Source organism: Knoellia sp. 3-2P3, assembly GCF_029223115.1.
Taxonomy (GTDB): Bacteria; Actinomycetota; Actinomycetes; order Actinomycetales; family Dermatophilaceae; genus Pedococcus_A.
In genome coordinates this window covers 600,537-625,677 of the sequence record NZ_JARGZE010000002.1, presented here as the reverse complement: position 1 = coordinate 625,677, position 25,141 = coordinate 600,537, and the positions used below count along the sequence as shown (strand labels likewise).

The following is a 25,141-nucleotide window of genomic DNA, read 5'->3' as shown; positions in this document are numbered from 1 at the left end:
ACGCTCAGGCCGAGGCGACCCAGCCCCTGCGCGTCGACCTCGACCCCCGCCGGTTCGCCCCCAGCACCAGGGCGGTGAGCCCGGCCGCCGTGATGACTGCGGACCCGACGAGGACGGTGAGGACCCTCTCCCTGACGAGGCGGGTCCAGGAGACGGGCGCAGCGAGGACCACCTCGACGCGACCGTGCTCGAGCCGGCCACTGCGGATCAGGCCCATCCGGTCGCAGACCCGCTCCACCTCGGCCAGCACGTGGGAGGAGGGCAGCACGGTCGCGCCGGCCTCTGCCGACTCGGTGAGCAGGCGCCGGAACTCGTGCTGCACGAGGGGGTCGAGGCCGAGGGTGGGTTCGTCGAGGATGAGCAGCTCGGGCCGGTGCATGAATGCCTGGACCAGCCCGACCTTCGGCTTGTTGCCGCGGGAGAGGCTCTGGAAGCGCTGGCCGAGGTCGAGCTCGAGCCGCTCGGCCAGTGCCGTGATGCGGGAGGGGTCCACCCCGCGCAGCCCCGCCATGAGGCCGACGACGTAGCCGGCGGTGACGCCGGTGAATTGGGGGAGCCCGCCCGGGAGGTAGCCGATGCGCCGCTTCAGCTCCAGCGAGTCGGCCTGGGCGTCGAGGCCCAACAGCGTCGCGCGGCCGCGGCCGGGTCGGATCAGGCCCATGAGGAGGCGGATCATCGTGGTCTTGCCCGCGCCGTTGGGGCCGATCAGACCGAAGACCTCGCCCCTGTGGACGGAGAGGTCGAGGTCGAAGAGGCCGCGACCGCTGCCGTAGTCCGTGGTGAGCCCGTCGCAGCGGATCGCCGGGTCCGCCGGGGTGGGCGGCGTCGGCGTCTGCGTGGGCTGGACGGATGTCTTCGACATGGGGTCTCCGGGGGCCGGGTGCCTCCAGCACACGCCGCCGCGCGATGCCGGGTGAAGGGGCGGAGGTTCCCGGCACGCGGGGGCGCGGTCCCGGCATACGGGCCCGTCACGGGCCCCCGGGCGGCGCGACCTATCCTTGACGGGTGAGCACCACCCACGCCTCCGACGCCCTCGCCAGCCTTGCGGCCGGCGCCGACCTCCCCGCTGCGCAGCAGCCGGTCTGGCCGGACGCCGAGCAGCTCGCCGACGCGATCGCGACGCTGGCGACCTATCCGCCGCTGGTGTTCGCCGGCGAGTGCGACGTGCTCCGCACCCGCATGGCCGCGGCCGCGCGCGGTGAGGCGTTCGTGCTGCAGGGCGGCGACTGCGCCGAGACGTTCGCCAGCGCCACGGCCGACAACATCCGCGACCGGGTCAAGACGATCCTGCAGATGGCGGCGGTCCTCACCTACGGCGCGTCCGTGCCCGTGGTCAAGGTCGGCCGCATGGCCGGGCAGTACGCCAAGCCGCGCTCGAGCAACGACGAGACCCGCGAGGGTGTGACCCTGCCCGCCTACCGCGGCGACATGGTCAACGACTTCGAGTTCACCGAGGCCGCGCGCACGCCCGACCCGCAGCGGCTGGTGCGCGCCTACCACGCGAGCAGCGCGACGCTGAACCTCGTGCGGGCCTTCACCATGGGCGGCTTCGCCGACCTGCGGCACGTGCACGACTGGAACCGGGGCTTCGTCGCCAACGCCGCCAACTCCCGCTACGAGCGGCTGGCGCGCGACATCGACAAGGCCATGAAGTTCATGCAGGCCTGCGGCGCCGACTTCGAGGCCATGAGGACCACCGAGTTCTTCTCGGCGCACGAGGCCCTGCTGCTCGACTACGAGCGGCCCCTGACCAGGGTCGACAGCCGCACCGGAGACCTCTACGACACCTCCGGGCACTTCATCTGGGTCGGCGAGCGCACCCGCGACCTCGACGGCGCGCACATCGACTTCGTCTCCAAGGTGCGCAACCCGATCGGCGTCAAGCTGTCGAACAAGGCCCATCCCGACGACGTCCTGCGGCTGATCGACAGGGTCGACCCCGAGCGCGAGCCGGGCCGGCTGACGTTCATCACCCGGATGGGTGCCCAGACCGTGCGCGACGCCCTGCCGCACCTGGTGGAGAAGGTCACGGCGTCCGGGGCGCTCGTGACCTGGATCTGCGACCCCATGCACGGCAACACCTTCGAGTCGGCGTCGGGTTACAAGACCCGCGACTTCGAGGACGTCGTCGAGGAGGTCCGTGGCTTCTTCGAGGTGCACCAGGGCCTGGGGACGGTGCCGGGCGGCATCCACGTCGAGCTTACGGGCAACGACGTCACCGAGTGCATCGGCGGGTCCGAGCGCATCCTCGACGAGGACCTCAACCTGCGCTACGAGAGCGTCTGCGACCCGCGACTGAACCACCAGCAGAGCCTGGAGCTGGCGTTCCTCGTCGCCGAGATGATCTCGCGCGACTGACCGGTCACACCCACCGACTGCCCTGGGGGACACCATCCGCACGCCCGCCGTCGACCTGCTCTCCGACACCCTGACCCGCCCGACCGAGGGCATGCGCGCCGCCATGGCGGCGGCCGCCGTCGGCGACGACGTCTTCGGTGAGGACCCGACGGTCCGCGAACTCGAGCGGCGGGTCGCCGAGCTGCTCGGGCACGAGGCCGGGCTGTTCACCCCCACCGGGTCGATGGCCAACCAGCTCGGCATCCGGATGCACGTCAAGCCGGGGGAGGAGCTCATCGCGGACTCCCTGGCCCACGTGCTGCGCGCCGAGATGGGCGCGGCCGCCGTGCTGTCGGGCATCAGCTCGCGGTCGTGGGTCGCGCCCCACGGCCTCCTCGACGCCGCGCAGCCGCTCGCGCTGATGATCCCCGACGGTGGCGCCTACCAGGTCAACACCCGGCTCGTGGTGGTCGAGAACACCCACAACTTCGGCGGCGGCACCATCCAGCCGCTCGACCAGGTCGAGGCGCTGCGGGCCGGGACGCGTGAGCGCGGCGTGGCGATGCACCTCGACGGGGCCCGCCTCTGGAACGCCCACGTCGCGACCGGCATCGCCCTCGCCGACTACGGCCGGCTCTTCGACACCGTCAGCGTCTGCCTGAGCAAGGGGCTCGGGGCACCGGTCGGCTCGGTGCTGGTCGGCTCGGCCGAGCAGATGGCGCAGGCGCGCATCTGGCGCAAGCGGTTCGGTGGCGGGATGCGCCAGGTCGGCATCCTCGCTGCCGGTGGCCTCTGGGCCCTCGACCACCACGTCGAGCGCCTGGCCGACGACCACGCCCGGGCGCGGCGTTTCGCGCAGGCCGCGGCGGAGGCGGTGCCCGCCAGCGTCGACCCCGCCCGGGTCGAGACCAACATCGTCGTCCTCGACGTCTCTGCCGCCGGTTGGGCACCGGGCGAGTTCGTCACCGCAGCCGCGGAGCGGGGCGTGCGCCTGTATGCCGTGTCCGGCACCGCGGTGCGCCTGGTCTGGCACCTCGACGTCGACGACGACGGCACCGACCTGGCCATCTCCGAGCTGGTGCCGCTGCTCGCCAAGGGTCCGCACTAGTCCAGGGCACCGACGCGCCGATGAGCGGGTCTCCTCGAAGGGGCGCTCCGCGGAGCGGCTCGTCGCTAGGCTCGGTGCGATGCAGCCACTCAGGGAAGCGGTGGACGAGGCGGCGGAGCGCACCGGGTTCTCCGGCGTGGTCCGCCTCGACCGCTCGGGCGAGACCGAGTTTGCCGCGGCCTACGGCCTGGCCGACCGGGCGCACGGGTTCCCGAACACGCTCGAGACCCTGTTCGCGACCGCGAGTGGCACCAAGGGCCTGACGGCGCTGGCGGTCATGAGCCTGGTCGAGCGGGGGAACCTCGAGCTCGGCACGACCGCCCGTTCGCTGCTCGGCGACGACCTGCCCCTCATCGCCGACGACGTGACGGTCGAGCACCTGCTGGCCCATCGGTCCGGGATCGGCGACTACTTCGACGAGGACGCCGTCGACGACATCGCCGACTACGTGCTGCCGGTGTCGCCGCACGAGCTCGTGACGACCGAGCAGTTCCTGCCGGTGCTGGACGGGCACGAGACCGTGTTCCCCGCCGGCGAGCGCTTCGCGTACAACAACGGCGGCTACGTCGTGCTGGCGCTGTTGGCCGAACGGGCGAGCGGTGTGGGCTTCCACGAGCTGGTTCGCACGCTCGTCTGCGAGCCCGCGGGCATGGTCGACACCACGTTCCTGCGCTCCGACGAGCTCCCGGGACGCGCTGCCCTGGGCTACCTCTCGGTCGACGGCCCGAGAACGAACGTGTTCCATCTCCCCGTGCTCGGCAACGGCGACGGGGGCATCTACTCGACCGCGGCCGACTTCAGCACCTTCTGGGACTCCCTCTTCGCCGGACGGATCGTCTCGCGCGAGAGGGTCGCCGAGATGGTGCGACCGCACAGCGAGTGGCCGCAGGAGTCCAGGCGCTGCGGTCTCGGGTTCGACCTGCACGCGACGGGTGACGCAGTCTGGCTGGAGGGGTACGACGCGGGCGTGTCGTTCACCAGCCTGCACCAGCCCTCGTCGTCCACCACCTACACCGTCATCTCGAACTGGACGGAGGGCGCCTGGCCGGTCGTCAGGCTGCTCGGCGAACGGCTCGGCCTCTGAGGGGCAGCTGCGGGCGGGCTACACCTCGTGGTGCAGCAGCTCGGCCGGCGGGTCCTCCTCGGCCGTGACCTCCGGCTTGCGGCGACCGAGCAGCTCGACGACGTACATCGCCGTCAGCACCAGTGCGCCACCGCCGAGCATCCGGGCGGTCAGGCGCTCGCCGCCGGCCAGCACCGCGAAGAACGCGGCGAACACCGGCTCCAGGGTCATGACGATCGCGGCCCGGGTGGCCGGCAGGTGCGACTGGGCCCAGGTCTGGGCCCACAGGGCGCCCGCGCCGGCGATGAGCGCCATGTAGAGCAGCGACGTCCACTGGCCGCTACCGTCGGGCAGGACGACCCCGCTCTCCCCGCTCACGGCGGCCGCCCCGAAGCAGAGGACGGCGATGACGAAGGCCTGCACGGTGGCCAGCCCGGTCGCGGTGTGGGACCGGCTGAACCGGCCGAGGCCGATGATGTGCAGCGCGTACAGCGCCGCCGAGCCCAGCGTCAGGGCCTCGCCGTAGCCGATCGACAGGCCGCGCAGCGAGAGGACCGCGAGCCCGGTCGTGGCCAGACCCACGGCGACCCAGGTCGACCCGCTGATGCGGTCGCGCAGCAGCAGGGCGCCGAAGACGGGGGTGAGCACCACGTAGGTGCCGGTGACGAACCCCGAGACCGAGGCGTCGGTGTGCTCGAGCCCGGTGGTCTGCAGCAGCTGGGCCGCGCCGTAGAGCCCGCCGAGAGCGAGTCCGGTCAGGACGTCGGCGCGCGAGAGGGCCAAGGTCTGGCGCCGGAACACCGCGAACATCACGACGGCGGCGATGGCGAACCGCACGGCGAGGAAGTCCGCCGAGGGCACGTGTGCGACAAGGTCGCGGATGAGGAAGAAGGTCGACCCCCAGACCGCCGTCACGCTGATGAGCAGCAGTGTGGCCAGCCGGGCGGCGCCGAGGGAGAAGCGCGTGGGTGCGGCGACGGTCATGGGGGTGGGGCGGGGCCGGGACGAGGCGGTCAGACGACCACGAGGGTGACGACGCTGCGCTTCGGCGCCTCGGCGTCGGCAGCCGGGCTCTGGCTGCGGACGGTGCCGAAGATGCCGCCCATGAAGCTCTCGACCTTCACCTGGAACCCGGCGCCCTCGAGGATCGTGCGCGCTTCGCCGAGCTGCTTGCCCTGCACGTTCGGGACCTTGACCATCTCGGGACCCTTGGACACCACGAGCACCACCGTCTCGCCGCGGAAGAGGGTGCCGCTGGCCGGCGACTGCGAGATCACGCTGCCCTTGGGCACGTCGGTGCTGAACTCCTGCTTCGTGGCGTCGACCTGCAGGCCGGCGTCGGTCAGGGTGGCCACCGCCTGGTCGGCCGGCTTGCCGGTGAAGTCCTGCACCTCGATGGGCTGGCGGCCCTTGCTCACCACGATGTTGACGGCCGCGCCGCGCTTGAGCGCCGTGCCGGCCTTCGGCGCCGTGGAGACGATCTGGCCGGCGGGGACCTTCTCGTCGAAGGCCTCGCTGGTGGCGCCGAGCGCGAGCCGGTTCTCCGCCAGCCGGGCCTTGGCCTCGGTCTGGGTGCTGCCCACGAGCTCGGGCACGGTGTAGCGCTCCGGTCCCTTGGACACCGTGAGCGTGACGGTGGTGCTGCGGCCGACCTCGGCGCCCGGCCCGGGGTTGCCGGAGATCACCCGGCCCTTGGCCACCTTCTCGTCGAAGGCGTCGACCCGCTCGGCGTTCAGGTGCGCCGCGGTCAGCTCGCGCTGCGCCTGCTCGTAGGTCTTGCCCGCCACGACGGGCACGACGGTGGGCGAGCCCGGCCCCATCGTGAAGTACCAGAGGCCGGCGGCGACGGCGGCGAGCAGCAGCAGGGCGGCCAGCGCCCAGCGCCAGGGGCCCTTGCCCGCTGAACCGTCCCGGGTGGGGTCCTTCGTGTCGTCGCCCCGGGCGACCACCGCGGTGGGTGCGGCGTCAGCTCCCGCTGGGCGGGCGCCGACGGCACCGAGCGGGAGCGCGGTGGTGCGGGCGACGGGCACCGTGTTGGCGCCGGCTGCCACCGCGGCGGGTCCCTCGGGCCGGTGGTCGAGCTCGGTCGGGCTGAGCGCCCCACGGATCCTGCGCACCTCGGCGAGGAAGGCGTCGGCGTCGGCCGGCCGCTGGTCGGGGTCGCGCGACGTGGCGAGGGCCACGAGGGCGTCCAGCTCGGCGGGCACGTCCGGCACCCGCGACGACGGCGCGGGCACCGAGCCGTGCACGTGCTGGTAGGCGACGTGGATGGGGGTGTCACCGGTGAACGCCTTCGTGCCGGTGAGCATCTCGAACAGGATGAGCCCGGCGGCATACACGTCGCTGCGGGCGTCGGCGATGCCGCGCTCGACCTGCTCGGGGGAGAGGTAGGCCACGGTGCCGAGCAGCATCCCGGTCTGGGCCGCGGTCGTCTGGGTGGTGACCGCCCGGGCGAGCCCGAAGTCGGCCACCTTGACGGTGCCGTCCTCGCGCAGGATGACGTTCTCGGGCTTGACGTCGCGGTGGATGATGCCGGCCCGGTGCGCCGAGGCGAGGGCCTGCAGCATCGGGTCCAGGAAGTCGAGGGCGGCTCGCGGGGTCAGGGGGCCCTCGGCCTGCATGACCTCGCGCAGGGTCTGGCCGGGGACGTACTCCATGGCCAGGAACATGCTGCCCTCGTCCTCGCCCTGGTCGAAGACGGCGACGACGTTGGGGTGGGACAGGCGGGCGGCCGAGCGGGCCTCACGGCGGAACCGGCTGACGAAGGTCTCGTCGGCCGCGAGCCCGGGACGCATGACCTTCAGGGCCACCTCGCGGTCGAGGCGGGTGTCGAGGGCGAGGTACACCGTCGCCATGCCACCGTCGGCGATGTGCGACAACACGCGGTATCGCCCGTCGAGCACACGCCCGACGAGGGACTCGGTCACACCAGAAGACACCCGCAGAGTCTACGTAGAGATCGGGCCGATCCCCGACATCAGCCCCGTGGGAGAGCCGCGTGCCGGGAGTTCTGCAGCGCGATTGTTACCCGAGGACGGCCGTGGGGTTGCTCACATCCGGGCCCGGTGGGCCTTGATCGCGGCGACGTAGCGCTTGGTGTCGGCGTACATGCCGTTCTTCTGCACCGAGTACAGGCCCTGGTAGTAGCCGGCGATCGCCTGGTCGAGGTTCTTGGCCGAACGGGTGAGCGAGCGCAGGATCACCACGCCGGCCGTGATGTTGTCCTGGGTCCTGAGCAGGTTGAGGCGTCGGCCGACCATCTGCGAGGCCCACTCGCCCGAAGAGGGGATCACCTGCATGGCGCCGATGGCGTTGGCCACCGAGACCTGCCGCTGGTTCCAGCCGGACTCCTGCCAGCTGACGGCGAGGGCCAGCCGGGGGTCGACACCGTGGCGGCGTGCGGTGTTGATGATCATCTGGCGCGTCTGGGCCCGGCTGGGCACCGAGACCCGGGCGAGGTGGGCGCGGTTGCGGGCCGCGGCCCGCACCACCGCGCTGGGGTAGGTCCGCCCCTCGAAGGTGTTGCTGCTGAACGCGGCCGCCTTCTTCGCCGCCCGGGCGGGCACCCACAGGCGCTGACCAGCCTGGAGGCTGTTGGGGTTGCGCAGGCGGTTGGCCTTGGCCAGGGCCGCCTGGGTGGTGCCGAGCCGCACCGCGATGCCGCTGAGGGTGTCTCCCGAGCGCACCGTGTAGCGCGTCCGGCCCGCGGCCGCGGCCCTGGCGGCTGCCGCCCTCGAGGCCTTGACCCGGATCACCTGGCCGGGGTGGATGACGCTGCGCATGGACAGGCGGTTGAGCTTGAGCAGGGTGCCCAGCGGCATTCTGGCGCGCTGCGCGATGGCGCCGAGCGTGTCGCCCGAGCGCACCCGGTAGGTGGTGGTGGCGTAGGCGGAGGCCGTGCGGCGAGGCGCTGTCGAGGTGGCGGCGCCCGACGAGCCGCCGGGGATTCGCAGCCTCTGCCCGGCGTAGATGGTCGACGTGGCCTTGAGCCGGTTGCGCTTGAGCAGCGCGGCCAGGGAGACGCCGCGCTTGGCCGCGATGCCGCTCAGGGTGTCACCCGAGCGCACGGTGTAGGTGGTGCGCCGGACCTCCGCGGCACGCCGCTTGGCCGCCGCGACCCGGGCGGCCTTGGCCCGGGCAGCGGCCTGGGCGGCCATCTGCGCGGTGCGGGGCACGGCGAGTCGCTGGCCGACGCGCAGCATGTGGCCGCCGCCGCGCAGGCGGTTCTTCTGGATGACCACGGCGTTCGACGTGCGGTAGCGCAGCGCGATCTCGGCCACGGTGTCACCGCTGCGGACCACGTGGGTCGTCCAGCCGTGCGGCGCAGGCTTGCTCTTCTGGACGATCGCCGTCTGGGGCAGCGCCGCCGGCGGCGTGGCCGGCAGGTGGGCGAAGACCGGAGGCATGAGGGAGTCCTTTCAGCGCGCCCCCCGCGGGACGGTCGTGTCCCGGCGGGCTGGTGAGGCTCAGGTAATCAGTTGTGCTCGAATGTGGTCAGTGTGATCAGTGGGACTGGTGTGAAGGTACACCAGATGGCCACGGGTCATATCGACTTACATCGATGTAATTTGATTTGCCGCCGATGGCTGGCAGGCTGTGCGCGTGAGCGAGAAGGCGCCGATGACCCCCGATGAGCCCACCGACACCCCGCTCGAGGAGCTGGTCGGCGAGTGGCTGACGGTCCCCGACGTGGCCGAGCGCCTCGGCGTCCCGCTGGCGACGGTGCGGCGGATGATCGAGGACCGTGAGCTGCTCGCGGCCCGGCTCGGTGAGCGCCGCATCGTGCACGTGCCTGCGAGGTTCCTCGACGAGCGGGCCCTGCCGCACCTGAAGGGCACGTTCACCGTGCTCGGGGACGGCGGCATGCACGACGACGAGATCCTGCGCTGGCTCTTCACCCCGGACGCGACCCTGCCGGTCGTGGGGGCCCCGATCGACGCCCTGGCCTCCGGGTTCAAGACCGAGGTGCGCCGGCGCGCGATGGAAACCGCCATCTGAGGTGAGGGCCCGGTGTGCCGGCCGGCACACCGACCGCGGCGCGCCCTGTGCACCGTCCCCGCTGCGCGGGGGGCGCGGGGCGGTCTCAGGCCGAGCGGGCCGTCGAGAAGTCGATGAGCGCGTCGAGCACGTCGAGCGGCTCGTCGGCGAGGCCGGAGGTGGACTTCAGCGCGAGCCGGGCCGCGTCGGCGAGCCCGGCGATCTCCGCCTCCACGGCGTCGACGGCCCCGGAGTCGACGATGACCCGTCGCATCGCCTCCACGCCTGCGGCGTCGAGGTCGGGTCGGCCGAGCCCCGCCTCGACGACCGCGCGGCCGTGCGCGTCCGCCCCCTCGAGGGTGTGGGCGATGAGCACGGTGCGCTTGCCCTCGCGCAGGTCGTCGCCGGCGGGCTTGCCCGTGGCGGCCGGGTCTCCGAAGACGCCGAGCAGGTCGTCGCGCAGCTGGAAGGCGTGGCCGAGGTCGAGGCCGTAGCGCGACAGCGCGGCGAGGTCGGCCTCGCCGGCGCCGCCCGCGGTGGCGCCGATGAGCAGCGGGTGCTCGATCGTGTACTTCGCGCTCTTGTAGCGGATCACCCGGCTGGCCCGCTCGATGCGCTCGGCCGTGCTCAGGCCCTCCCACGAGCGGACCGACTCGACGACGTCGAGGAACTGCCCGCCCATGAGCTGGGTGCGCATCCGGTCGAAGACGGCCCGGCCGCGGGCCAGGTGCTCGGCAGGCAGGCCGGAGGTGGCGAACAGCTCCTCGGTCCAGTTCAGGCACAGGTTCCCGGCCAGGATGGCGCCGGCCACCCCGAACCGGTCGGCGTCGCCGGACCAGTCCTCGTCGCTGTGCCGCGCGGCCAGCGCCCGGTGGGCGGCGGGCAGGCCGCGCCGGGTGTCGCTGTCGTCCATGACGTCGTCGTGGATGAGCGCGGCGGCCTGGAAGAACTCCATCGCGGTCGCGAGGCGGACCAGGGCGGGGGAGTCGGGCTGCCCGGCGGCGCGGTAGCCCCAGTAGAGGAAGGCCGCCCGGAGGCGCTTGCCGCCGGCGAGGAGGGAGCGCACCGCTGCCAGCAGGTCCTGGGTGTCGGGCCCGACCTCGGCCAGGACCGCTGCCTGCGTGGCCAGCTCGGCGTCGACGCACTCCTGCACGCGGGAGCGCAGGTCGGCGGCATCGAGCGGGTTGCGCACTGCGCCTCCTAGGCGGCGGTGGGCCTGCCACGTCTGTCGTCGCTGCGGCCGGCGGTCTCAGGATGTGTAGCCCCGAGCCTAACGTGAGGGCTGCTGAACTACTCTCGCCGCATGGCACTCGGACAGCCCTCCCGGCTGCGTCGACCGGAGAACATCACCCGGTCGATCCCACGCATGCTCGCCTCCCGAGGCCCCTCGATCAGCTTCGAGTTCTTCCCGCCCAAGGACGACGCCTCCGAGGCGGTGCTCTGGGAAGCGATCCGCCGCCTCGAGCGTGTGCGGCCCGACTTCGTCTCGGTGACCTACGGCGCGGGCGGCACGACCCAGGACCGCACGGTGCGGGTCACCGAGCGCATCGCCCGCGAGACGACGCTCACCCCGCTGGCGCACCTCACCTGCGTCAACGCCTCCGTCGCCCAGCTGCGCCAGGTGGTCGGGCAGTATGCCGCCGCCGGCGTCCGCAACATCCTCGCGCTGCGCGGTGACCCGCCCGGCAACGTGCGGGGGCCGTGGGTGCCGCACCCCGGGGGGCTCGACCACGCCGAGGACCTCGTCGCCCTGGTGCGCGGGCTCGGCGACTTCACCGTCGGCGTCGCCGCGTTCCCCGACGTGCACCCGGAGTCGCCCGACTTCGCCCACGACGTCGAGGTGCTGGTGCGCAAGCGTGCTGCCGGGGCCTCCTTCGCGGTGACCCAGATGGTCTTCGACGCCGACTCATACCTGCGGCTGCGCGACGCGGTCGCCGCCCGCTGCGACCTGCCGATCACGCCGGGCCTGATGCCGGTGACGAGCTTCAAGCAGATCGCGCGCATGTCCGAGCTGATGGGCACCCCGCTGCCGCCCGCCGTCGTCGCACGGCTCGAGGCAGTGGCAGACGACCCGGCGGCGATCCGCGAGGTCGGCGTGCAGATCGCCACCGAGCTCGCGGAGCGGATGTTGGCCGAGGGGGCGCCCGGCCTGCACTTCATCACCATGAACCGGTCCACCGCCACCCTCGAGGTCCACGGCAACCTCAGCCTCCCCGTGGCCGGCGTCGAGACCACCGGCTGACGTCGCCGATGGCGCCCGCGCGCTGGAGGCGCGCACGCGGCATACGGCTCAGGGCACGGGCTGGAGCTGCTCCACGAGCGGGACCACGTCGGCGATCGACTCGAGCACCCGGGTCGGCTGGTAGGGGAAGCGGTGCACCTGGTCGGGCCGGGTCGAACCGGTGAGCACCAGCACGGTGCGCAGGCCGGCCTCGAGGCCGCTGATGATGTCGGTGTCCATGCGGTCGCCGATCATCACGGTCGACTCGGAGTGGGCGTCGAGGCGGTTGAGGGCGCTGCGCATCATCAGCGGGTTCGGCTTGCCGATGAAGTAGGGCTGCGACCCGGTGGCCGTGGTGATGAGTGCGGCGACCGACCCGGTGGCCGGCAGGGTGCCCGCCGGTGACGGCCCCGAGGGATCGGGGTTGGTGGCGATGAACCGCGCGCCGTTCTCGATGAGCCTGATGGCCTTGGTGATCGCCTCGAACGAGTAGGTGCGCGTCTCGCCGAGCACCACGTAGTCGGGGTCGCGCTCGGTCATCGTGTAGCCGATGTCGTGCAGCGCGGTCGTCAGGCCCGCCTCGCCTACGACGTAGGCCGAGCCCCCCGGGCGCTGGTCGTCGAGGAACTGGGCGGTGGCGAGCGCGGAGGTCCAGATCGACTCCTCGGGCACGTCGATCCCGCCGGCGCGCAGCCGGGCCCGCAGGTCGCGCGGGGTGAAGATGGAGTTGTTGGTCAGCACCAGGAAGCGGCGCCCTGAGGAGACCAGCGCCGCGATGAAGTCGCTCGCGCCGGGGATGGCCCGCTCCTCGTGGACGAGCACGCCGTCCATGTCCGTGAGCCAGCACTCGACCGGTCGGGGCGTCGTCATGCGCCCCATTCTGCCGCGCGGGCTAGTCACTGTGGTGGATGGTGCCGCGTGGCGGGACAGGCGCACGCTGGAAGACGTCGAAGGAGGTGCTCACCTATGTCCCTCACCACGAGCACGATCGCGACGATGCTCCCTGTCACGGACACCGATCGCGCAAAGGAGTTCTACGCAGACCGGCTCGGCCTGCCCTTCGAGGGGGCGAACAGCATGGGGGAGCTGCGGTTCGGCCTCGCCCACGGCGACTCGCTCGTGCTGCTTCCCCGTGAGGCCGGAAGCCAGTCGAAGAGCACAGCCGTGAGCTGGGAGGTCGGCGACGTCGAGAAGGAGATGGCCGAGCTGGAGGCCAGAGGCGTGACCTTCGAGGACTACGACCTGCCGGGCCTGAAGACGGTCAACCACATCGCCGAGATGGACGGCGACAAGGCTGCCTGGTTCCTCGACCCGGACGGCAACGTCCTCTGCATCCACCAGGGGTTCTGACCCGCCTGAGAGCTGCCCTCGGTATGCCGTGTGGCCGGGACGTCGTGTCCCGGCCACACGCATCCGCGCGCGAGGCGCGGTCAGAGCCTCCCGATCACCACGCGTGATCACTACGCTCTGGCCATGGCAGAGGGCATCGCAGCACCCCAGGAGTCCCCGCTGGGGCACCCCGCGGTCCAGCGGGTGCTCGCCGCACTGGCGGTCCACGGCGTCCACCCCGAGGTGGTCGCCCTGCCCGATGCCGTCCGCACGGCCGCCGCAGCCGCCTCGGCTCTCGGCATCACCCCGGCCGAGATCGCGAACTCCCTGGTGTTCCGTGCCCACGACGCCGACGGCTCCATCACCCCGCTGCTCGTGCTCACGTCCGGCGCCCACCGCGTCGATCTCGCGAAGGTGGCGGACCTCACGGGCATCGCGCACATCGACCGGGCGGACGCCGACTTCGTCCGCAACGCCACGGGTTTCGCGATCGGCGGCGTGGCGCCGGTCGGCCACACCAGCCCGGTGCGCACCGTGGTCGACGTCTCGCTGAGCCGCTATCCCTACGTGTGGGCAGCGGTCGGCCACAGCCACACCGTCTTCCGCACCACCTATGAGGAGCTGCTGCGGGTCACCGGCGGCCACGCCATCGAGGTCGCCTGACCTGTGACCGCGCTCGGGGCAAGCCGGTGCGCCTCTGGTCGTCAGGCGGCGACTGGCTCGGCGCCGGATTCCCTGCCGGGAGGTAGTCCCGGCGTTCCCCTTGACGGGCTGTCCGAGGGCAGGTGTACATTCGTTCTATTCGAACACCTGTTCGAACATGCCGGATCCGGCGTGCGCCCCCCGCGGCAGTGGTGTCCTCTCCCGGACTCCCATCGTCCGCCTCGGGTCTGACACCGGGCCGGTGCGGCTCTGGCCCTGCGACAGGCGCCTCGACCCCGCCCTCGCAGGGCCAGGGCCCCACATCCCATGAACCCTGGAAGGAGTCTGCCGTGGTGCGCCGATACGAAGAGCCCATCGAGGTCCGGGCCACGACCGAGCAGGCCGTTCCGGGTGGTGCCACCGGATCCGGGGCGGTTCCCGACGCCTTCGTCTGGCGTGGGCGGCTCTACGTCGTCCGCCAGGTGCTCGACCACTGGAAGGAGCGCCGTCCGTGGTGGCGCGACGCGCTCGACGAGCGACGCGTCCCCGCTGCAGTCGCGACGGTCGGCTCCGGCCCGGACGCCGGCACCTCCGGCACCCACGTCGGCGGCGACGTCCTCGGGGACGCCCGGGAGCGGCAGGTGTGGCGCGTCGAGGCGAGCGCGGGCCGGATGGCCGGCACCGGGGTCTACGACCTCGGCATCGACCCGGGGGCCGGTGCCTGCTCGCAGCAGTGGCGCCTCCTGCGGGTCGCGGACTGAGAGGGCGGTGACCACGATGAGCCTGTCCGCACGGTCCCCGTCACCGGCCACGCCCCCGCCCCGGGCCACGGCCGCCACCACGCTCGAGCTGGTCGAGCGCGCCCGGGCCGACCTGCTGCAGGCCTGCCACACCCGTGACGTCACCGAGCGCTACCGCCAGTCCCGGCTGGGGGCCATGCGGGCCGCGGCGGCGCTGGTGTCAGCCCGGGCCCGGGGGTCCCGTCCGGGCGGCCCGCAGAGCCTCTGGGAACTGGTGCCCGCGGCAGCGCCTGAGCTGACCGAGTGGGCCGAGTTCTTCGCGGTCGCCACCGCACGACCCGAGCGGCTCGAGCGTCCTGCGCGGCTCGCGGTCAGCGCCCGGGAGGCCGACGACCTGCTCCGGCAGGCCGAGACCTTCATCGGGCTGGTCTGCCGCAACCTCGGCCTGCCCGTGAGCCCGGTGCACCACGACGTGCTCGTCCCGACGGCGTGGGCGTGAACGGTGACTTCGCCCACCTGCACGTCGCCTCAGGGTTCTCGATGCGCTACGGCACATCCACCCCGGCGGCGCTGGTGGAGCGCGCAGCCCAGCACGGCCAGCCCGTTCTGGGCCTGACCGACCGCGACGGCCTCTACGGAGCGGTCCGGTTCGTCCAGGCAGCCACGGCCGCCGGCATCGCGCCGGTCCTCGGTGTCGACCTCGCCGTCGAGCCCGAGCCGCAGCCCCTCGGCGACGGCACGGCACGCGCCGGTGAGCAGGTGAAGCAGCGCACCCCGGTGCGTGGCGGCGCCGTCCGTGACCCGCGCCACCCGCGGGTCACGGTGCTCGCCCGAGGACGCGGCGCTGGGGTGCCCGCCGGCGTGGGTTGGGCCTCCCTGTGCCGGCTGGTCACGGACACCCACCTGCGCGGCGAGCGCGGCCAGCCGGTCACGACCCCGGGCACCATCGCCGCGCGCAGCGTGACCGTGGCGCACGGAGACGAGCCCAGCCCGCTGGTGGTGCTGCTCGGGCCGGACTCCGACGTCGGTCGGGCGCTGCTCGCCCGGCGCCCCGACCGGGCCCGGGCCCTGCTGGCTGCCTGGCAGCGGCTCCTGCCGGCCGACGCGCTGGCGATCGAGGTGGTCTGCCACGGCGGCCCCGAGGGCACGCCCGCCTCGCGCGGGCACGCCGCCCGCCTGCTGGGGCTGGCCGACGAGAGCGGCGTGCCCGCGGTGCTGACCGCGGCGGTCCGGCACGTCGACCCGGGGGAGAGCGCCGTCGTCGACGTGCTCGACGCGGCCCGGCGGCTCGTCCTCCTCGAGACCCGCCACCTCGACCGCGTCACCGACGCCGCCCACCTGGCCAGCACCCCGGCCATGCACGCCGTCGCCCGGCAGGTGACCTCCGGCGACACCGCCCGGGCCCACGCGCTCGTCGCACGCACCCTGGCGGTCGCGCTGGAGTGCGCCCAGGACGCCCGCCGCGACCTCGGCATCGGCGCCGTCCACCTGCCCGAGCCGTCCGCCCTGGCCATCGAGCTGGGCACCCACCCCCAGTCGGTGCTCGAGGAGCGCTGCCGAGCCGCCGTGTCCACCCGCTACCCGGACGTGGGGGAGCGCGACCGGCACGCCATCGAGAGCCGGTTGACCGACGAGCTGAAGGTGGTCGCCGAGCTCGGCTACCCCACCTACTTCCTCACCGTCGCCTCCGTGGTCGACCTCATCAAGGAGATGGGTGTGCGGGTGGCGGCGCGCGGCTCGGGCGCCGGGTCGCTGGTCAACTACCTGCTCGGCATCAGCGGGGTCGACCCCATCCGCTACGACCTGCTGATGGAGCGGTTCTGCTCTCCGCTGCGGGCGGAGCTGCCCGACATCGACATCGACGTCGAGTCGGCCCGGCGCACCGAGGTCTACGAGCGCATCCTCGAGCGGTTCGGCGGCGACCGGGTCACCTGCGTGTCGATGATGGACACCTACAAGGTGCGCCACGCGGTGCGCGACGTCGGTGCGGCCCTCGGCCTGCCGCCGCAGGAGGTCGACGAGATCGCCAAGGCCTTCCCGCACATCCGCGCCCGTGACGCCCGCAGCGCCATCGCCGAGCTGCCCGAGCTGCGCAGCCGGGGGCTGGCCAGCCCGCGGCTGCGCCTGCTCTTCGACCTCGTCGAGCGGCTCGACGGCCTGCCCCGCCACATCGCGCTGCACCCGTGCGGTGTGGTGCTGTCCAACAGCGGCCTGCTCGACCGCACCCCCGTCGAGGCCAGCTGGCTGGGCTTTCCCATGAGCCAGTTCGACAAGGACGACGTCGAGACCCTCGGCCTGCTCAAGCTCGACGTCCTCGGCATCCGGATGCAGTCGGCGATGGCCCACGCCGTGCAGGAGGTGGCCCGGGTCGACGGGGTCGAGGTCGACCTCGACGACCAGGCCCAGGTGCCCCTCGACGACGAGGCGACCTTCCGCCTGGTCCGCACCGCCCACACCCTCGGCTGCTTCCAGATCGAGAGCCCCGGCCAGCGCGAGCTCATCGGCAAGTTCGGCCCGGAGCGCTTCGAGGACCTCGTCATCGACATCTCGCTGTTCCGGCCCGGCCCGGTCAAGTCCGACATGATCACGCCGTTCCTCGAGGCCCGGCACGGGTGGAAGCCCGTCGAGTACCTCCACCCCACGCTGGTGCCCGCGCTGGAGGAGACCGCCGGCGTCGTCGTCTTCCACGAGCAGGTGCTCAAGATCGTCGCCGAGACGACCGGCGTCACGCTGGCCCAGGCCGACGAGGTGCGCCGTGCCATGGGCAGCCCGAAGGGCCAGGAGGAGGTCGAGGCCTGGTGGCGGCCCGCAGCGAGGGCCCGCGGCTACGCCCCGGCCGACGCCGACCGCATCTGGGAGGTGCTGAAGTCGTTCGCCTCGTTCGGGTTCTGCAAGGCCCACGCCGCGGCCTTCGCGCTGCCGACCTACCACTCGGCGTGGCTGAAGACCCACCACCCGGCCGCCTTCCTCGCCGGGGTGCTCACCCATGACCCGGGGATGTACCCCAAGCGCCTCATCCTCGACGACGCCCGCAGCCTCGGCATCGCGGTGCTCGGCCTCGACGTCAACGCCTCGGCGGGGGAGTACCGCGTGGAGAAGGTCGACCCCTGGGACGAGCCACCGCCGCGGATCCTGGACCAGCACCACTCCCGCGAGGCACCGGCCCACCCCGACCTGCCGGACGGGCGGGCCTACGGCATCCGGCTGTCGCTGTCCGACGTCAAGGGCATCAGTGAGGCAGAGGTCGCGCGCATCGTCGCCGGCCAGCCCTACTTCAGCCTCGCCGACTTCTGGAACCGCGCCCGGGTCTCCCGCCCGGTCGCCGAGCGGCTGGTGCTCGCCGGCGGGTTCGACTCCCTCTACGGCATGGCCTCCAGCACCGGCGGCCTCGGCCGCCGCGGCCGGGTGACCCGGCGCGACCTGCTGCTGCACGTCTCCGAGCTCGACCGGTGGTCCCGCTCGGTCGCGAGCTCGAGCCGCCGGGTGAGCCCGCGGAGCGGACGAAAGAGCGGGGCGACGTATGCCGGCGGGCCGGGTCAGGACGGCATACCGAGCCTTGAGGTGGGTGGCGCCGACGTGCGCGGTCGCGCGGCGGCGCAGTCCCAGGCGGCACTGCCGGTCGTGGCTGCCGCGGAGCAGCCCACCCAGCTCGCCCTCGACCTCGGCGACAGCCCCGAGCTGACTGCCGGCACCGGCCTGCCCGAGATGACCGGCCCCGAGCGGGTCCGGGCCGAGCTCGACATCCTCGGCCTCGATGCCAGCGCCCACATCGTCGGGTTCTACGAGCCGATGCTCCGTGCGCTCGGCGTCACCCGCAGCCGCGACCTGCTGGGAGCCCGCAGCCGCTCCACGGTGTGGGTCGCCGGGGTCAAGGTAGCCACCCAGACGCCTCCGGTGCGCTCCGGGCGCCGCGTGGTCTTCCTGACCCTCGACGACTCCACCGGGCCGGTCGACGCCACCTTCTTCGAGGACGTCCAGGGCCCCTACGCCGAGGTGGTGTTCCACTCGTGGATGCTGCTGGTCCGCGGCGTGGTGCGCCGCACCGGCGACCGGGGGGTGTCCATCCGCGCGACCGGCGCCTGGGAGCTGTCCCGGCTCTGGGACGCCTGGGCCGTCGGTGGGCTCGATGCCGTCCTGACGGCCATCGACGACGACGAGGCGACCGCCCGGGCGCAGTTCCAGGCACACGAGGCCGCAGCGGCCGGGCAGGACGGCAGCGAGGGGCAGCAGGGACGGCCGCGGGGCCGCCGGGTGCTGGTGCACGCCTCGGGGTTCCGCCAGTCGCCGTACGCCGACACCAGGCCCGCCGGCAGCGACGTGCAGGGCAGCCGCCGCCTGGCGACCGGCGCGGTGGTGCCCGAGGACCTCAGCCCGCCGCGCAAGCTGTGGCACTCCAGCCCGGGAAGCTCGGGGCACTAGGGTGGAGCACGACGTGCAGCCGTCCCATCAGCCATCCCACCAGCAGAGGAGCCAGCCGTGGCCGAGGAGCACCGACGCGGGCGCCGGGGCACTGTCGAGACCTCGCTGCGCACCTCGGCGGTCTGGTCCTCCGTGCTCGACCTCGTCACCCGCCAGGAGGCCGAGCTCGGTCGGCCGCTGCGGGTGCTCGACCTCGGCGGGGGCACCGGTGGCCTGGCCGTGCCGCTCGCCGAGCACGGCCACCACGTCACCGTGGTCGACCCCAGCCCCGACGCCCTCGCCTCGCTGTCCCGGCGCAGCGCCGAGGCCGGTGTCGCCGAGCGCATCACCGCCCTGCAGGGCGACGCCGACACCCTCGGCGAGCTCCTCGGCGACGAGCCGGTCGACCTCGTCTGCTGCCACGGCACCCTCGAGGTGGTCGACGACCCGAAGGCCACGCTGGTCTCGCTCGCGGGCGTCCTGGCTCCCGGTGGCCACCTCAGCCTGGTCGCAGCCCAGCGCCTGGCGGTGGTGCTCGCCAGGGTGCTGGCAGGGCAGTTCTCCCAGGCCCACACCGCCCTCACCAGCGCCGACGGCCGGTGGGGTCCCGGGGACCCGCTGCCACGACGGTTCGACGCGCAGGCCCTCACCGCCATGGTCACCGCCGCCGGGTTCACGGTCCGCGACTCCCACGGGGTGCGCCTGTTCAGCGACCTCGTCCCGTCGGCCCTGGTCGACTCCGAGGCCGACCGCCTGGCCCTGCTCCGGCTCGAGCAGGAGGCCAGCCGGCACCCCGACTTCGGCTTCCTCGGACAGCTCGGTGCGTCCCTGCACGTCCTCGCCAGCCGCGACTGACCTGCGCGGCGGCAGCGCCCCCAGCCCCTCCCGCCACCCGGCCGGGGGAGGCCCGCGGTGAGCCGCCGCCAGTTCGCGCTCCCCGAGCGCACCTCCGACACCCCGCCGGACGACACCGGCTGCACCGTCCTGCACGTCGACATGGATGCCTTCTACGCGTCCGCGACCCTGCTCAGCCACCCCGACCTCGTGGGCACCCCCGTGATCATCGGGGGCGGCGGAAACCGTGGGGTCGTGCTCTCGGCCACCTACGAGGCGCGGCGGTTCGGTGTCACCTCGGCCATGCCGATGGCCAGGGCCCGCAGGCTGTGCCCACAGGCCACCGTCCTGCCGCCGGACCACCGCCTCTACAGCCGGATCTCCGACGCGGTCATGGCCACCTTCGCCTCCGTCACCCCCGCGGTGGAGCCGCTGTCGCTCGACGAGGCGTTCCTCGACGTGGCGGGGGCGGTGCGGCGGCTCGGCTCCCCGGCGACCATCGGCCAGCTCATCCGCGACACCGTCGCCGACGAGCAGGGCATCACCTGCTCCGTGGGCGTGGCCCCGACCAAGTTCGTGGCCAAGCTCGCCTCGGGCCTGGCCAAGCCCGACGGCATGGTGGTCGTGCCGCGCGCCGAGGTGGTCAGCTTCGTGCAGCAGCTGCCGGTCGGCGCCCTCTGGGGGGTGGGTGACCGCACGGAGGAGGCCCTGCTGCGGCTCGGGCTGCGCACCGTCGCCGACATCGCCCACACCCCGGTGACCACCCTGAAGCGCGCCATGGGAGAGGCAGCCGGCGCCCACCTGCACGACCTCGCCTGGGGCCGTGACCCGCGCGGCGTCGAACCGGTGCGCCGCGAGCGCAGCATCGGCTCGGACGAGACCTTCGCCCACGACGTCGACGACCCCGCCTACATCCACCGCCAGCTGCTCAAGCTGAGCGACCGCACCGCGGCCAGGGTGCGCGCTGCCGGGCTCATGGGCCGAACCATCTCGATCAAGGTGCGCTTCTCGGACTTCACCACCATCACCCGCTCCAAGACCCTGCGCGACCCCACCGACGTCAGCCGCGACATCTACGAGACCGCCCGCGGCCTCTACGACGCCCTCGGGCTCCAGCGGGCCCGCATCCGGCTGGTCGGGGTGCGGGTCGAACAGCTCGTCGACTCCGACGGTGCCCCCATCCAGGGACTGCTCGACGTGCCCGACCACGGGTGGCGTGAGGCCGACCGCGCGGTCGACCGCGCCAGCGCCCGATTCGGCGCCGGGAGCGTGCGTCCGGCGAGCCTGATCGAGGATGGGCATACCGGTTTCCGAACTCAGCGGGGGGACCTATCCTGAACCCAACGCAGGCTGCTGACCGGCGACGACAGCGGTTCATCCGCAGGGGACGATTCGGCCCGCTCGTGCGTTAGAGACGATGGCATCGCAGGCAACACCGGGAGGTCACCGTGCCGCTGTCAGAGCACGAACAGCAGCTGCTTGAGCAGATGGAGCAGGCGCTGTATGCCGAGGACCCCAAGTTCGCCTCGCAGATGCAGGGCGCCGGGGCGCGGGCCGCTGCCCGCCGCCGCATGATCATCGGTGGAGTCGGGGTCCTCGCAGGTCTCGCGCTCGTGTTCGTCGGCGTCGGCACGACGATGTGGGTCGGTGCCGCCGGGTTCGCCGTCATGGTGCTCGCGGTCGTCTTCGCCCTCACCCCGCCGCGGCGAGCCAAGATGGCGCTCGGGGCGGTGCAGCCCGACGGCAGCGTCCGGCGCGCCGAGGGCCGCGCGAAGGGCAAGGGCGGAAGCATGCGGGCCGCTCGTGGACCCCGCAGCGGCAGCCAGGGTGGCCGGGGCGGTCGTGGGCACGAGTCGTTCATGCAGCGGCTCGAGCACCGCTGGGACCGCCGCCGCGGGGACCGCTACTAGCAATCCCGACCCCCGGCTCGCGGCTACCGGCCGGCGCGGAACGGCTACCGGCTGGCGAGGACTCCAGCCACCCACGTCGTGGTGATCGCCAGGCCGGCCAGCAGCTCGATGCCGACACTGAGGAAGACCGCCTTGAGGGCGGTCTTCGTCGCGTTCCACGCGGCCCGGGCGTCCCGCGAGCGACCGTGCTCGACCAGGTAGATCCCGAGGACGAAGCCGACCGCTGCCCCCACCACCGGCACCACGAAGAACCCCACGACGCCCAGCGCCACGGCGAGGGCGAGGGTCGACGTGCGCACCCCCGCCTGCCGCATCCGGCGGCCCGGGACGAGGTACTGCAGGGCCACCCCGCCGGCATACAGGGCGGCGGAGATGCCGAACACCCACCAGCCCAGGGGGGTCGAGACCTCCCACGCCCACAGCAGCACCGCGCCGAGGACGAGGAACAGTCCGGGCAGCACGGGCACGACGATGCCCACCAGCCCGATGAGGATCAGGACCGCAGGGACCCAGATCTCCGTCACGGGCGGTGGGCTCGTGCTGGTGAGCGGTGAGGGGGCGTCAGACCGGTGTCAGCCACCGGTGAGCGTCAGCGCTCGTCGACCGGAGCGGACTCCGGGGTCTCGTTGAGCCGGTCGGACTCGTCGTGGATCTCTGCGACGTCGCGCAGCTTCGGCAGGTGCTCGCGGCCGTGGTGGGCGCAGAAGAGCAGCTCGCCACCGGTGTAGAGGCGGGCGCGCACGTAGGCCTGGGCGCCGCAGCGGTCGCAGCGGTCAGCCGCGGTCAGGGAGGGTGCCAGTGCAGTGGTCACGTCAGCCTTCTCTCGTCAGTGGGTCCGCGATGTGCTCGGTGCGGACCGGTTGTACTTCTGTTGACGTCTGTTGCCTTGACGTCCGTCGCCGGGTTGGGGTTGAGCCCGAGGTCGAGCCCGCTGCCTCCCGGCGCTGGATGTAACAGTCAAGCATGGACAATCCTTCCCACCTCGCATTGGCCCGCGATGTGGTCTGCGTCATGTCGCGCTGTTCGGGCCAAGGGGCCTGTCCGAACAGGCGATGAAGCCGCCGGGCGAGTGACCTACGCCGCTGCCCGAGACCATGGTCTCGACTTCATGAGGTGTTCGGTGCAGACCACCGCCCCGGTTCGGTGGGCACAAAGGCCCCTTCCGACACAGGCGGCCGCGTGCCTGCGCGGACCACCTCGGCCGCCGGGATAGCCTGCCCTCACCGGCCGGCGCCTGCGCGCGGGCCGCCGCAGTTCGTGAGCAGAAGGGACCACCGTGGCCACCGCCACCGCCACCACCGCGAAGAAGGCCGCGACGAGCAAGTCCTCGTCCGACTACAGCGCCCACCACCTGCAGGTCCTCGAGGGCCTCGAGGCCGTGCGCAAGCGCCCCGGCATGTACATCGGCTCGACCGACAGCCGCGGCCTCATGCACTGCCTGTGGGAGATCATCGACAACGCGGTCGACGAGGCGCTGGCCGGAGAGTGCGACCGCATCGAGGTCATCCTCTACAAGGACGGCTCGGTCGAGGTCCGCGACAACGGCCGCGGCATCCCCGTCGACATCGAGCCGCGCACCGGCCTGACCGGTGTCGAGGTCGTCTTCACCAAGCTGCACGCCGGTGGCAAGTTCGGCGGCGGCTCCTACACCGCGTCCGGTGGGCTGCACGGCGTCGGCGCCTCCGTCGTCAACGCGCTGTCCGCCCGCCTCGACGTCGAGGTCGACCGCGGCGGCAAGACCTACGCGATGAGCTTCCGCCGGGGCGAGCCGGGCTACTTCCCCGACGTGGCGACGGGGGAGAAGGCCCCCGACCACGAGTTCACCCCCTACGAGCGCTCCAGCGAGCTCGCCGTCGTGGGCAAGGCCAAGCGCGGGGTCACCGGCACCCGGGTGCGCTACTGGGCCGACCACCAGATCTTCCTCAAGGACGCCCGCTTCGACTACGACCAGCTCATCGGGCGCGCCCGGCAGACCTCCTTCCTGGTCCCGGGGCTCACCCTGGTCATCCGCGACGAGCGCGCCCTGCCCGGCACCCCGGGCGAGGACGGCCCCCACGAGGAGACCTTCGTCCACGACGGCGGCATCAGCGAGTTCGCCGAGTTCCTCGCCACCGACCCGCCGGTCACCGACGTCTGGCGGCTGCAGGGCAGCGGCACCTTCACCGAGACCGTCCCGGTGCTCGACGGCAAGGGCCACATGACCCCGACCGAGGTCGAGCGCGAGTGCGGCGTCGACATCGCGGTGCGCTGGGGCACCGGCTATGACGCCAAGCTCAGCTCCTTCGTCAACATCATCGCCACCCCCAAGGGCGGCACCCACGTCGCCGGCTTCGAGCAGTCCCTGCTCAAGGTCTTCCGCAAGCAGCTCGAGGTCAACTCGCGCCGTCTCAAGGTCGGCGGCGACAAGCCCGAGAAGGACGACGTGCTCGCCGGCCTCACCGCGGTGGTGACCGTGCGCCTGGCCGAGCCGCAGTTCGAGGGCCAGACCAAGGAGGTGCTCGGCACCAACGCCGTGCGCGCCATCGTCGCGAAGGTCGTCGAGAAGGAGCTCACCGCGCTGCTCACCTCGACCAAGCGCGGCGAGAAGGCGCAGGCGGCCCTGCTGCTCGAGAAGGTCGTCGCCGAGATGAAGTCGCGCATCAGCGCGCGGCTGCACAAGGAGACCCAGCGCCGCAAGAACGCCCTCGAGAGCTCGTCGCTGCCGGCGAAGCTGGCCGACTGCCGCAGCACCGACGTCGAGAAGTCCGAGCTGTTCATCGTCGAGGGGGACAGCGCCCTCGGCACCGCCAAGCTGGCCCGCTCCAGCGACCACCAGGCGCTGCTGCCGATCCGCGGCAAGATCCTCAACGTCCAGAAGGCCTCGGTCACCGACATGCTCAAGAACGCCGAGTGTGCCGCGATCATCCAGGTCATCGGGGCCGGCTCGGGCCGCTCGTTCGACCTCGACGCCGCCCGCTACGGCAAGGTCATCATCATGACCGACGCCGACGTCGACGGCGCCCACATCCGCACGCTGCTGCTGACGCTGTTCTTCCGCTACATGCGCCCGCTGGTCGAGGCGGGCCGGGTCTACGCGGCCGTCCCGCCGCTGCACCGCATCGAGGTGGTGAACCCGGGCGCGAAGAAGAACGAGCTCATCTACACCTACTCCGAGGGCGAGATGCGCAAGACGGTCGCCTCCCTCAACAAGCGCGGCAAGAACATCAAGCAGCCGCTGCAGCGCTACAAGGGCCTCGGCGAGATGGACGCCGACCAGCTCGCCGAGACGACCATGGACCCGCGCCACCGCACCCTGCGCCGCGTGACCCTCAAGGACGCCGAGATCGCCGAGCGGATGTTCGACCTGCTCATGGGCAACGACGTCGGCCCCCGCAAGGACTTCATCATCGAGTCCGCGGCCGAGCTCGACCGCGAGCGCATCGACGCCTGACCCCGGCCTGGGTCCCGCCACCACCGCGCAGGGCCGGTATGCCGCGTGGGCGACCACGCGGCATACCGGCCCTTGCGCTGTGGTCCCAGCCGTTGCCGTCCCGGGGGTTGTGCGCCACTGTGGTGCCGACCACCGGACCACCGCGCCCCCGA

General features: G+C 72.8%; 22 protein-coding genes. 14 read left to right on the top strand and 8 right to left on the bottom strand.

What is annotated here, in order from left to right:
- Window positions 1-4: 4 nt before the first annotated feature.
- On the bottom strand, window positions 5-862 hold the full coding sequence (locus tag P0Y31_RS08410; RefSeq protein ID WP_275868275.1) for an ATP-binding cassette domain-containing protein: 858 nt from the start codon (window positions 860-862) through the stop codon (window positions 5-7).
- A gap of 143 nt (window positions 863-1,005) precedes the next feature.
- Here P0Y31_RS08410 and P0Y31_RS08405 point away from each other — a divergent pair, with 143 nt between their 5' ends.
- The 3 genes from P0Y31_RS08405 (at window position 1,006) to P0Y31_RS08395 (ending at window position 4,529) form a co-directional block, all read left to right on the top strand.
- Window positions 1,006-2,358, top strand: coding sequence for a 3-deoxy-7-phosphoheptulonate synthase class II (locus P0Y31_RS08405; RefSeq protein ID WP_275868274.1), 1,353 nt, complete (start codon window positions 1,006-1,008; stop codon window positions 2,356-2,358).
- Between the two features lie 22 nt (window positions 2,359-2,380).
- The gene (locus P0Y31_RS08400; protein ID WP_345803631.1) at window positions 2,381-3,445 is read left to right on the top strand and encodes a GntG family PLP-dependent aldolase; all 1,065 of its coding nucleotides are present in this window, start codon (window positions 2,381-2,383) and stop codon (window positions 3,443-3,445) included.
- Window positions 3,446-3,524: 79 nt separating this feature from the next.
- Entirely contained in the window at window positions 3,525-4,529 is a 1,005-nt protein-coding gene (locus P0Y31_RS08395; RefSeq protein WP_275868271.1) for a serine hydrolase domain-containing protein, read from the top strand.
- Between the two features lie 18 nt (window positions 4,530-4,547).
- On the opposite strand, the gene P0Y31_RS08390 is transcribed toward P0Y31_RS08395, so the two are convergent.
- The 3 genes from P0Y31_RS08390 to P0Y31_RS08380 all read right to left on the bottom strand — a co-directional run bounded on the left by P0Y31_RS08390 (window position 4,548) and on the right by P0Y31_RS08380 (window position 8,914).
- Entirely contained in the window at window positions 4,548-5,492 is a 945-nt protein-coding gene (locus tag P0Y31_RS08390) for a DMT family transporter (RefSeq protein WP_275868269.1), read from the bottom strand.
- A 29-nt stretch (window positions 5,493-5,521) separates the two neighbouring features.
- Window positions 5,522-7,447: a Stk1 family PASTA domain-containing Ser/Thr kinase gene (gene pknB, locus P0Y31_RS08385; protein ID WP_275868267.1), complete on the bottom strand. Its 1,926-nt coding sequence runs from the start codon at window positions 7,445-7,447 to the stop codon at window positions 5,522-5,524.
- Window positions 7,448-7,558: 111 nt separating this feature from the next.
- Window positions 7,559-8,914 carry a LysM peptidoglycan-binding domain-containing protein gene (locus P0Y31_RS08380; RefSeq protein WP_275868264.1) on the bottom strand — a complete coding sequence of 452 codons (1,356 nt, stop codon included), beginning with the start codon at window positions 8,912-8,914 and terminating at the stop codon, window positions 7,559-7,561.
- Window positions 8,915-9,128: 214 nt separating this feature from the next.
- Between P0Y31_RS08380 and P0Y31_RS08375 the strand changes: the two genes are divergently transcribed.
- On the top strand, window positions 9,129-9,506 hold the full coding sequence (locus P0Y31_RS08375; protein WP_275868924.1) for an Rv2175c family DNA-binding protein: 378 nt from the start codon (window positions 9,129-9,131) through the stop codon (window positions 9,504-9,506).
- An 85-nt stretch (window positions 9,507-9,591) separates the two neighbouring features.
- Here the strand turns inward: P0Y31_RS08375 and P0Y31_RS08370 are convergent, their stop codons facing one another.
- Window positions 9,592-10,677, bottom strand: a complete 1,086-nt coding sequence (locus P0Y31_RS08370; RefSeq protein ID WP_275868262.1) for a polyprenyl synthetase family protein — start codon at window positions 10,675-10,677, stop codon at window positions 9,592-9,594.
- Between the two features lie 111 nt (window positions 10,678-10,788).
- On the opposite strand from P0Y31_RS08370, the gene metF reads away from it, so the two are divergent.
- Window positions 10,789-11,727, top strand: a complete 939-nt coding sequence (metF, locus tag P0Y31_RS08365; protein WP_275868260.1) for a methylenetetrahydrofolate reductase [NAD(P)H] — start codon at window positions 10,789-10,791, stop codon at window positions 11,725-11,727.
- A gap of 48 nt (window positions 11,728-11,775) precedes the next feature.
- On the opposite strand, the gene P0Y31_RS08360 is transcribed toward metF, so the two are convergent.
- Entirely contained in the window at window positions 11,776-12,576 is an 801-nt protein-coding gene (locus tag P0Y31_RS08360) for an HAD-IIA family hydrolase (RefSeq protein ID WP_275868257.1), read from the bottom strand.
- Window positions 12,577-12,672: 96 nt separating this feature from the next.
- On the opposite strand from P0Y31_RS08360, the gene P0Y31_RS08355 reads away from it, so the two are divergent.
- The 8 genes from P0Y31_RS08355 to P0Y31_RS08320 all read left to right on the top strand — a co-directional run bounded on the left by P0Y31_RS08355 (window position 12,673) and on the right by P0Y31_RS08320 (window position 21,559).
- Complete coding sequence (locus P0Y31_RS08355; RefSeq protein WP_275803401.1) at window positions 12,673-13,056, top strand: VOC family protein; 384 nt, start codon at window positions 12,673-12,675, stop codon at window positions 13,054-13,056.
- A 123-nt stretch (window positions 13,057-13,179) separates the two neighbouring features.
- Window positions 13,180-13,698, top strand: coding sequence for a YbaK/EbsC family protein (locus tag P0Y31_RS08350; RefSeq protein WP_275868254.1), 519 nt, complete (start codon window positions 13,180-13,182; stop codon window positions 13,696-13,698).
- Window positions 13,699-14,027: 329 nt separating this feature from the next.
- Window positions 14,028-14,438 (top strand): DUF6504 family protein, encoded by a 411-nt coding sequence (locus tag P0Y31_RS08345; protein ID WP_275868253.1) that lies wholly within the window; start codon window positions 14,028-14,030, stop codon window positions 14,436-14,438.
- 16 nt (window positions 14,439-14,454) lie between these two features.
- Window positions 14,455-14,916, top strand: a complete 462-nt coding sequence (locus P0Y31_RS08340; protein ID WP_275868922.1) for an SAV_6107 family HEPN domain-containing protein — start codon at window positions 14,455-14,457, stop codon at window positions 14,914-14,916.
- Window positions 14,913-18,836 carry a DNA polymerase III subunit alpha gene (gene dnaE / locus P0Y31_RS08335; protein WP_275868250.1) on the top strand — a complete coding sequence of 1,308 codons (3,924 nt, stop codon included), beginning with the start codon at window positions 14,913-14,915 and terminating at the stop codon, window positions 18,834-18,836. Before P0Y31_RS08340 ends, dnaE begins: the two co-directional genes overlap by 4 nt.
- Window positions 18,837-18,893: 57 nt before the next feature.
- Window positions 18,894-19,670 (top strand): methyltransferase domain-containing protein, encoded by a 777-nt coding sequence (locus P0Y31_RS08330; RefSeq protein ID WP_275868247.1) that lies wholly within the window; start codon window positions 18,894-18,896, stop codon window positions 19,668-19,670.
- 57 nt (window positions 19,671-19,727) lie between these two features.
- Window positions 19,728-20,987, top strand: a complete 1,260-nt coding sequence (gene dinB, locus P0Y31_RS08325) for a DNA polymerase IV (RefSeq protein WP_275868244.1) — start codon at window positions 19,728-19,730, stop codon at window positions 20,985-20,987.
- A 110-nt stretch (window positions 20,988-21,097) separates the two neighbouring features.
- A complete protein-coding gene (locus P0Y31_RS08320) occupies window positions 21,098-21,559 on the top strand; it encodes a DUF3040 domain-containing protein (protein WP_275868241.1) in 462 nt (153 codons plus the stop codon).
- Between the two features lie 44 nt (window positions 21,560-21,603).
- Here the strand turns inward: P0Y31_RS08320 and P0Y31_RS08315 are convergent, their stop codons facing one another.
- Complete coding sequence (locus P0Y31_RS08315; RefSeq protein ID WP_275868239.1) at window positions 21,604-22,083, bottom strand: DUF456 domain-containing protein; 480 nt, start codon at window positions 22,081-22,083, stop codon at window positions 21,604-21,606.
- A 65-nt stretch (window positions 22,084-22,148) separates the two neighbouring features.
- Window positions 22,149-22,370, bottom strand: coding sequence for a hypothetical protein (locus P0Y31_RS08310; protein ID WP_275803384.1), 222 nt, complete (start codon window positions 22,368-22,370; stop codon window positions 22,149-22,151).
- A gap of 465 nt (window positions 22,371-22,835) precedes the next feature.
- Here P0Y31_RS08310 and P0Y31_RS08305 point away from each other — a divergent pair, with 465 nt between their 5' ends.
- Window positions 22,836-24,989 (top strand): DNA topoisomerase IV subunit B, encoded by a 2,154-nt coding sequence (locus P0Y31_RS08305; RefSeq protein WP_275868236.1) that lies wholly within the window; start codon window positions 22,836-22,838, stop codon window positions 24,987-24,989.
- Window positions 24,990-25,141 lie beyond the last annotated feature (152 nt).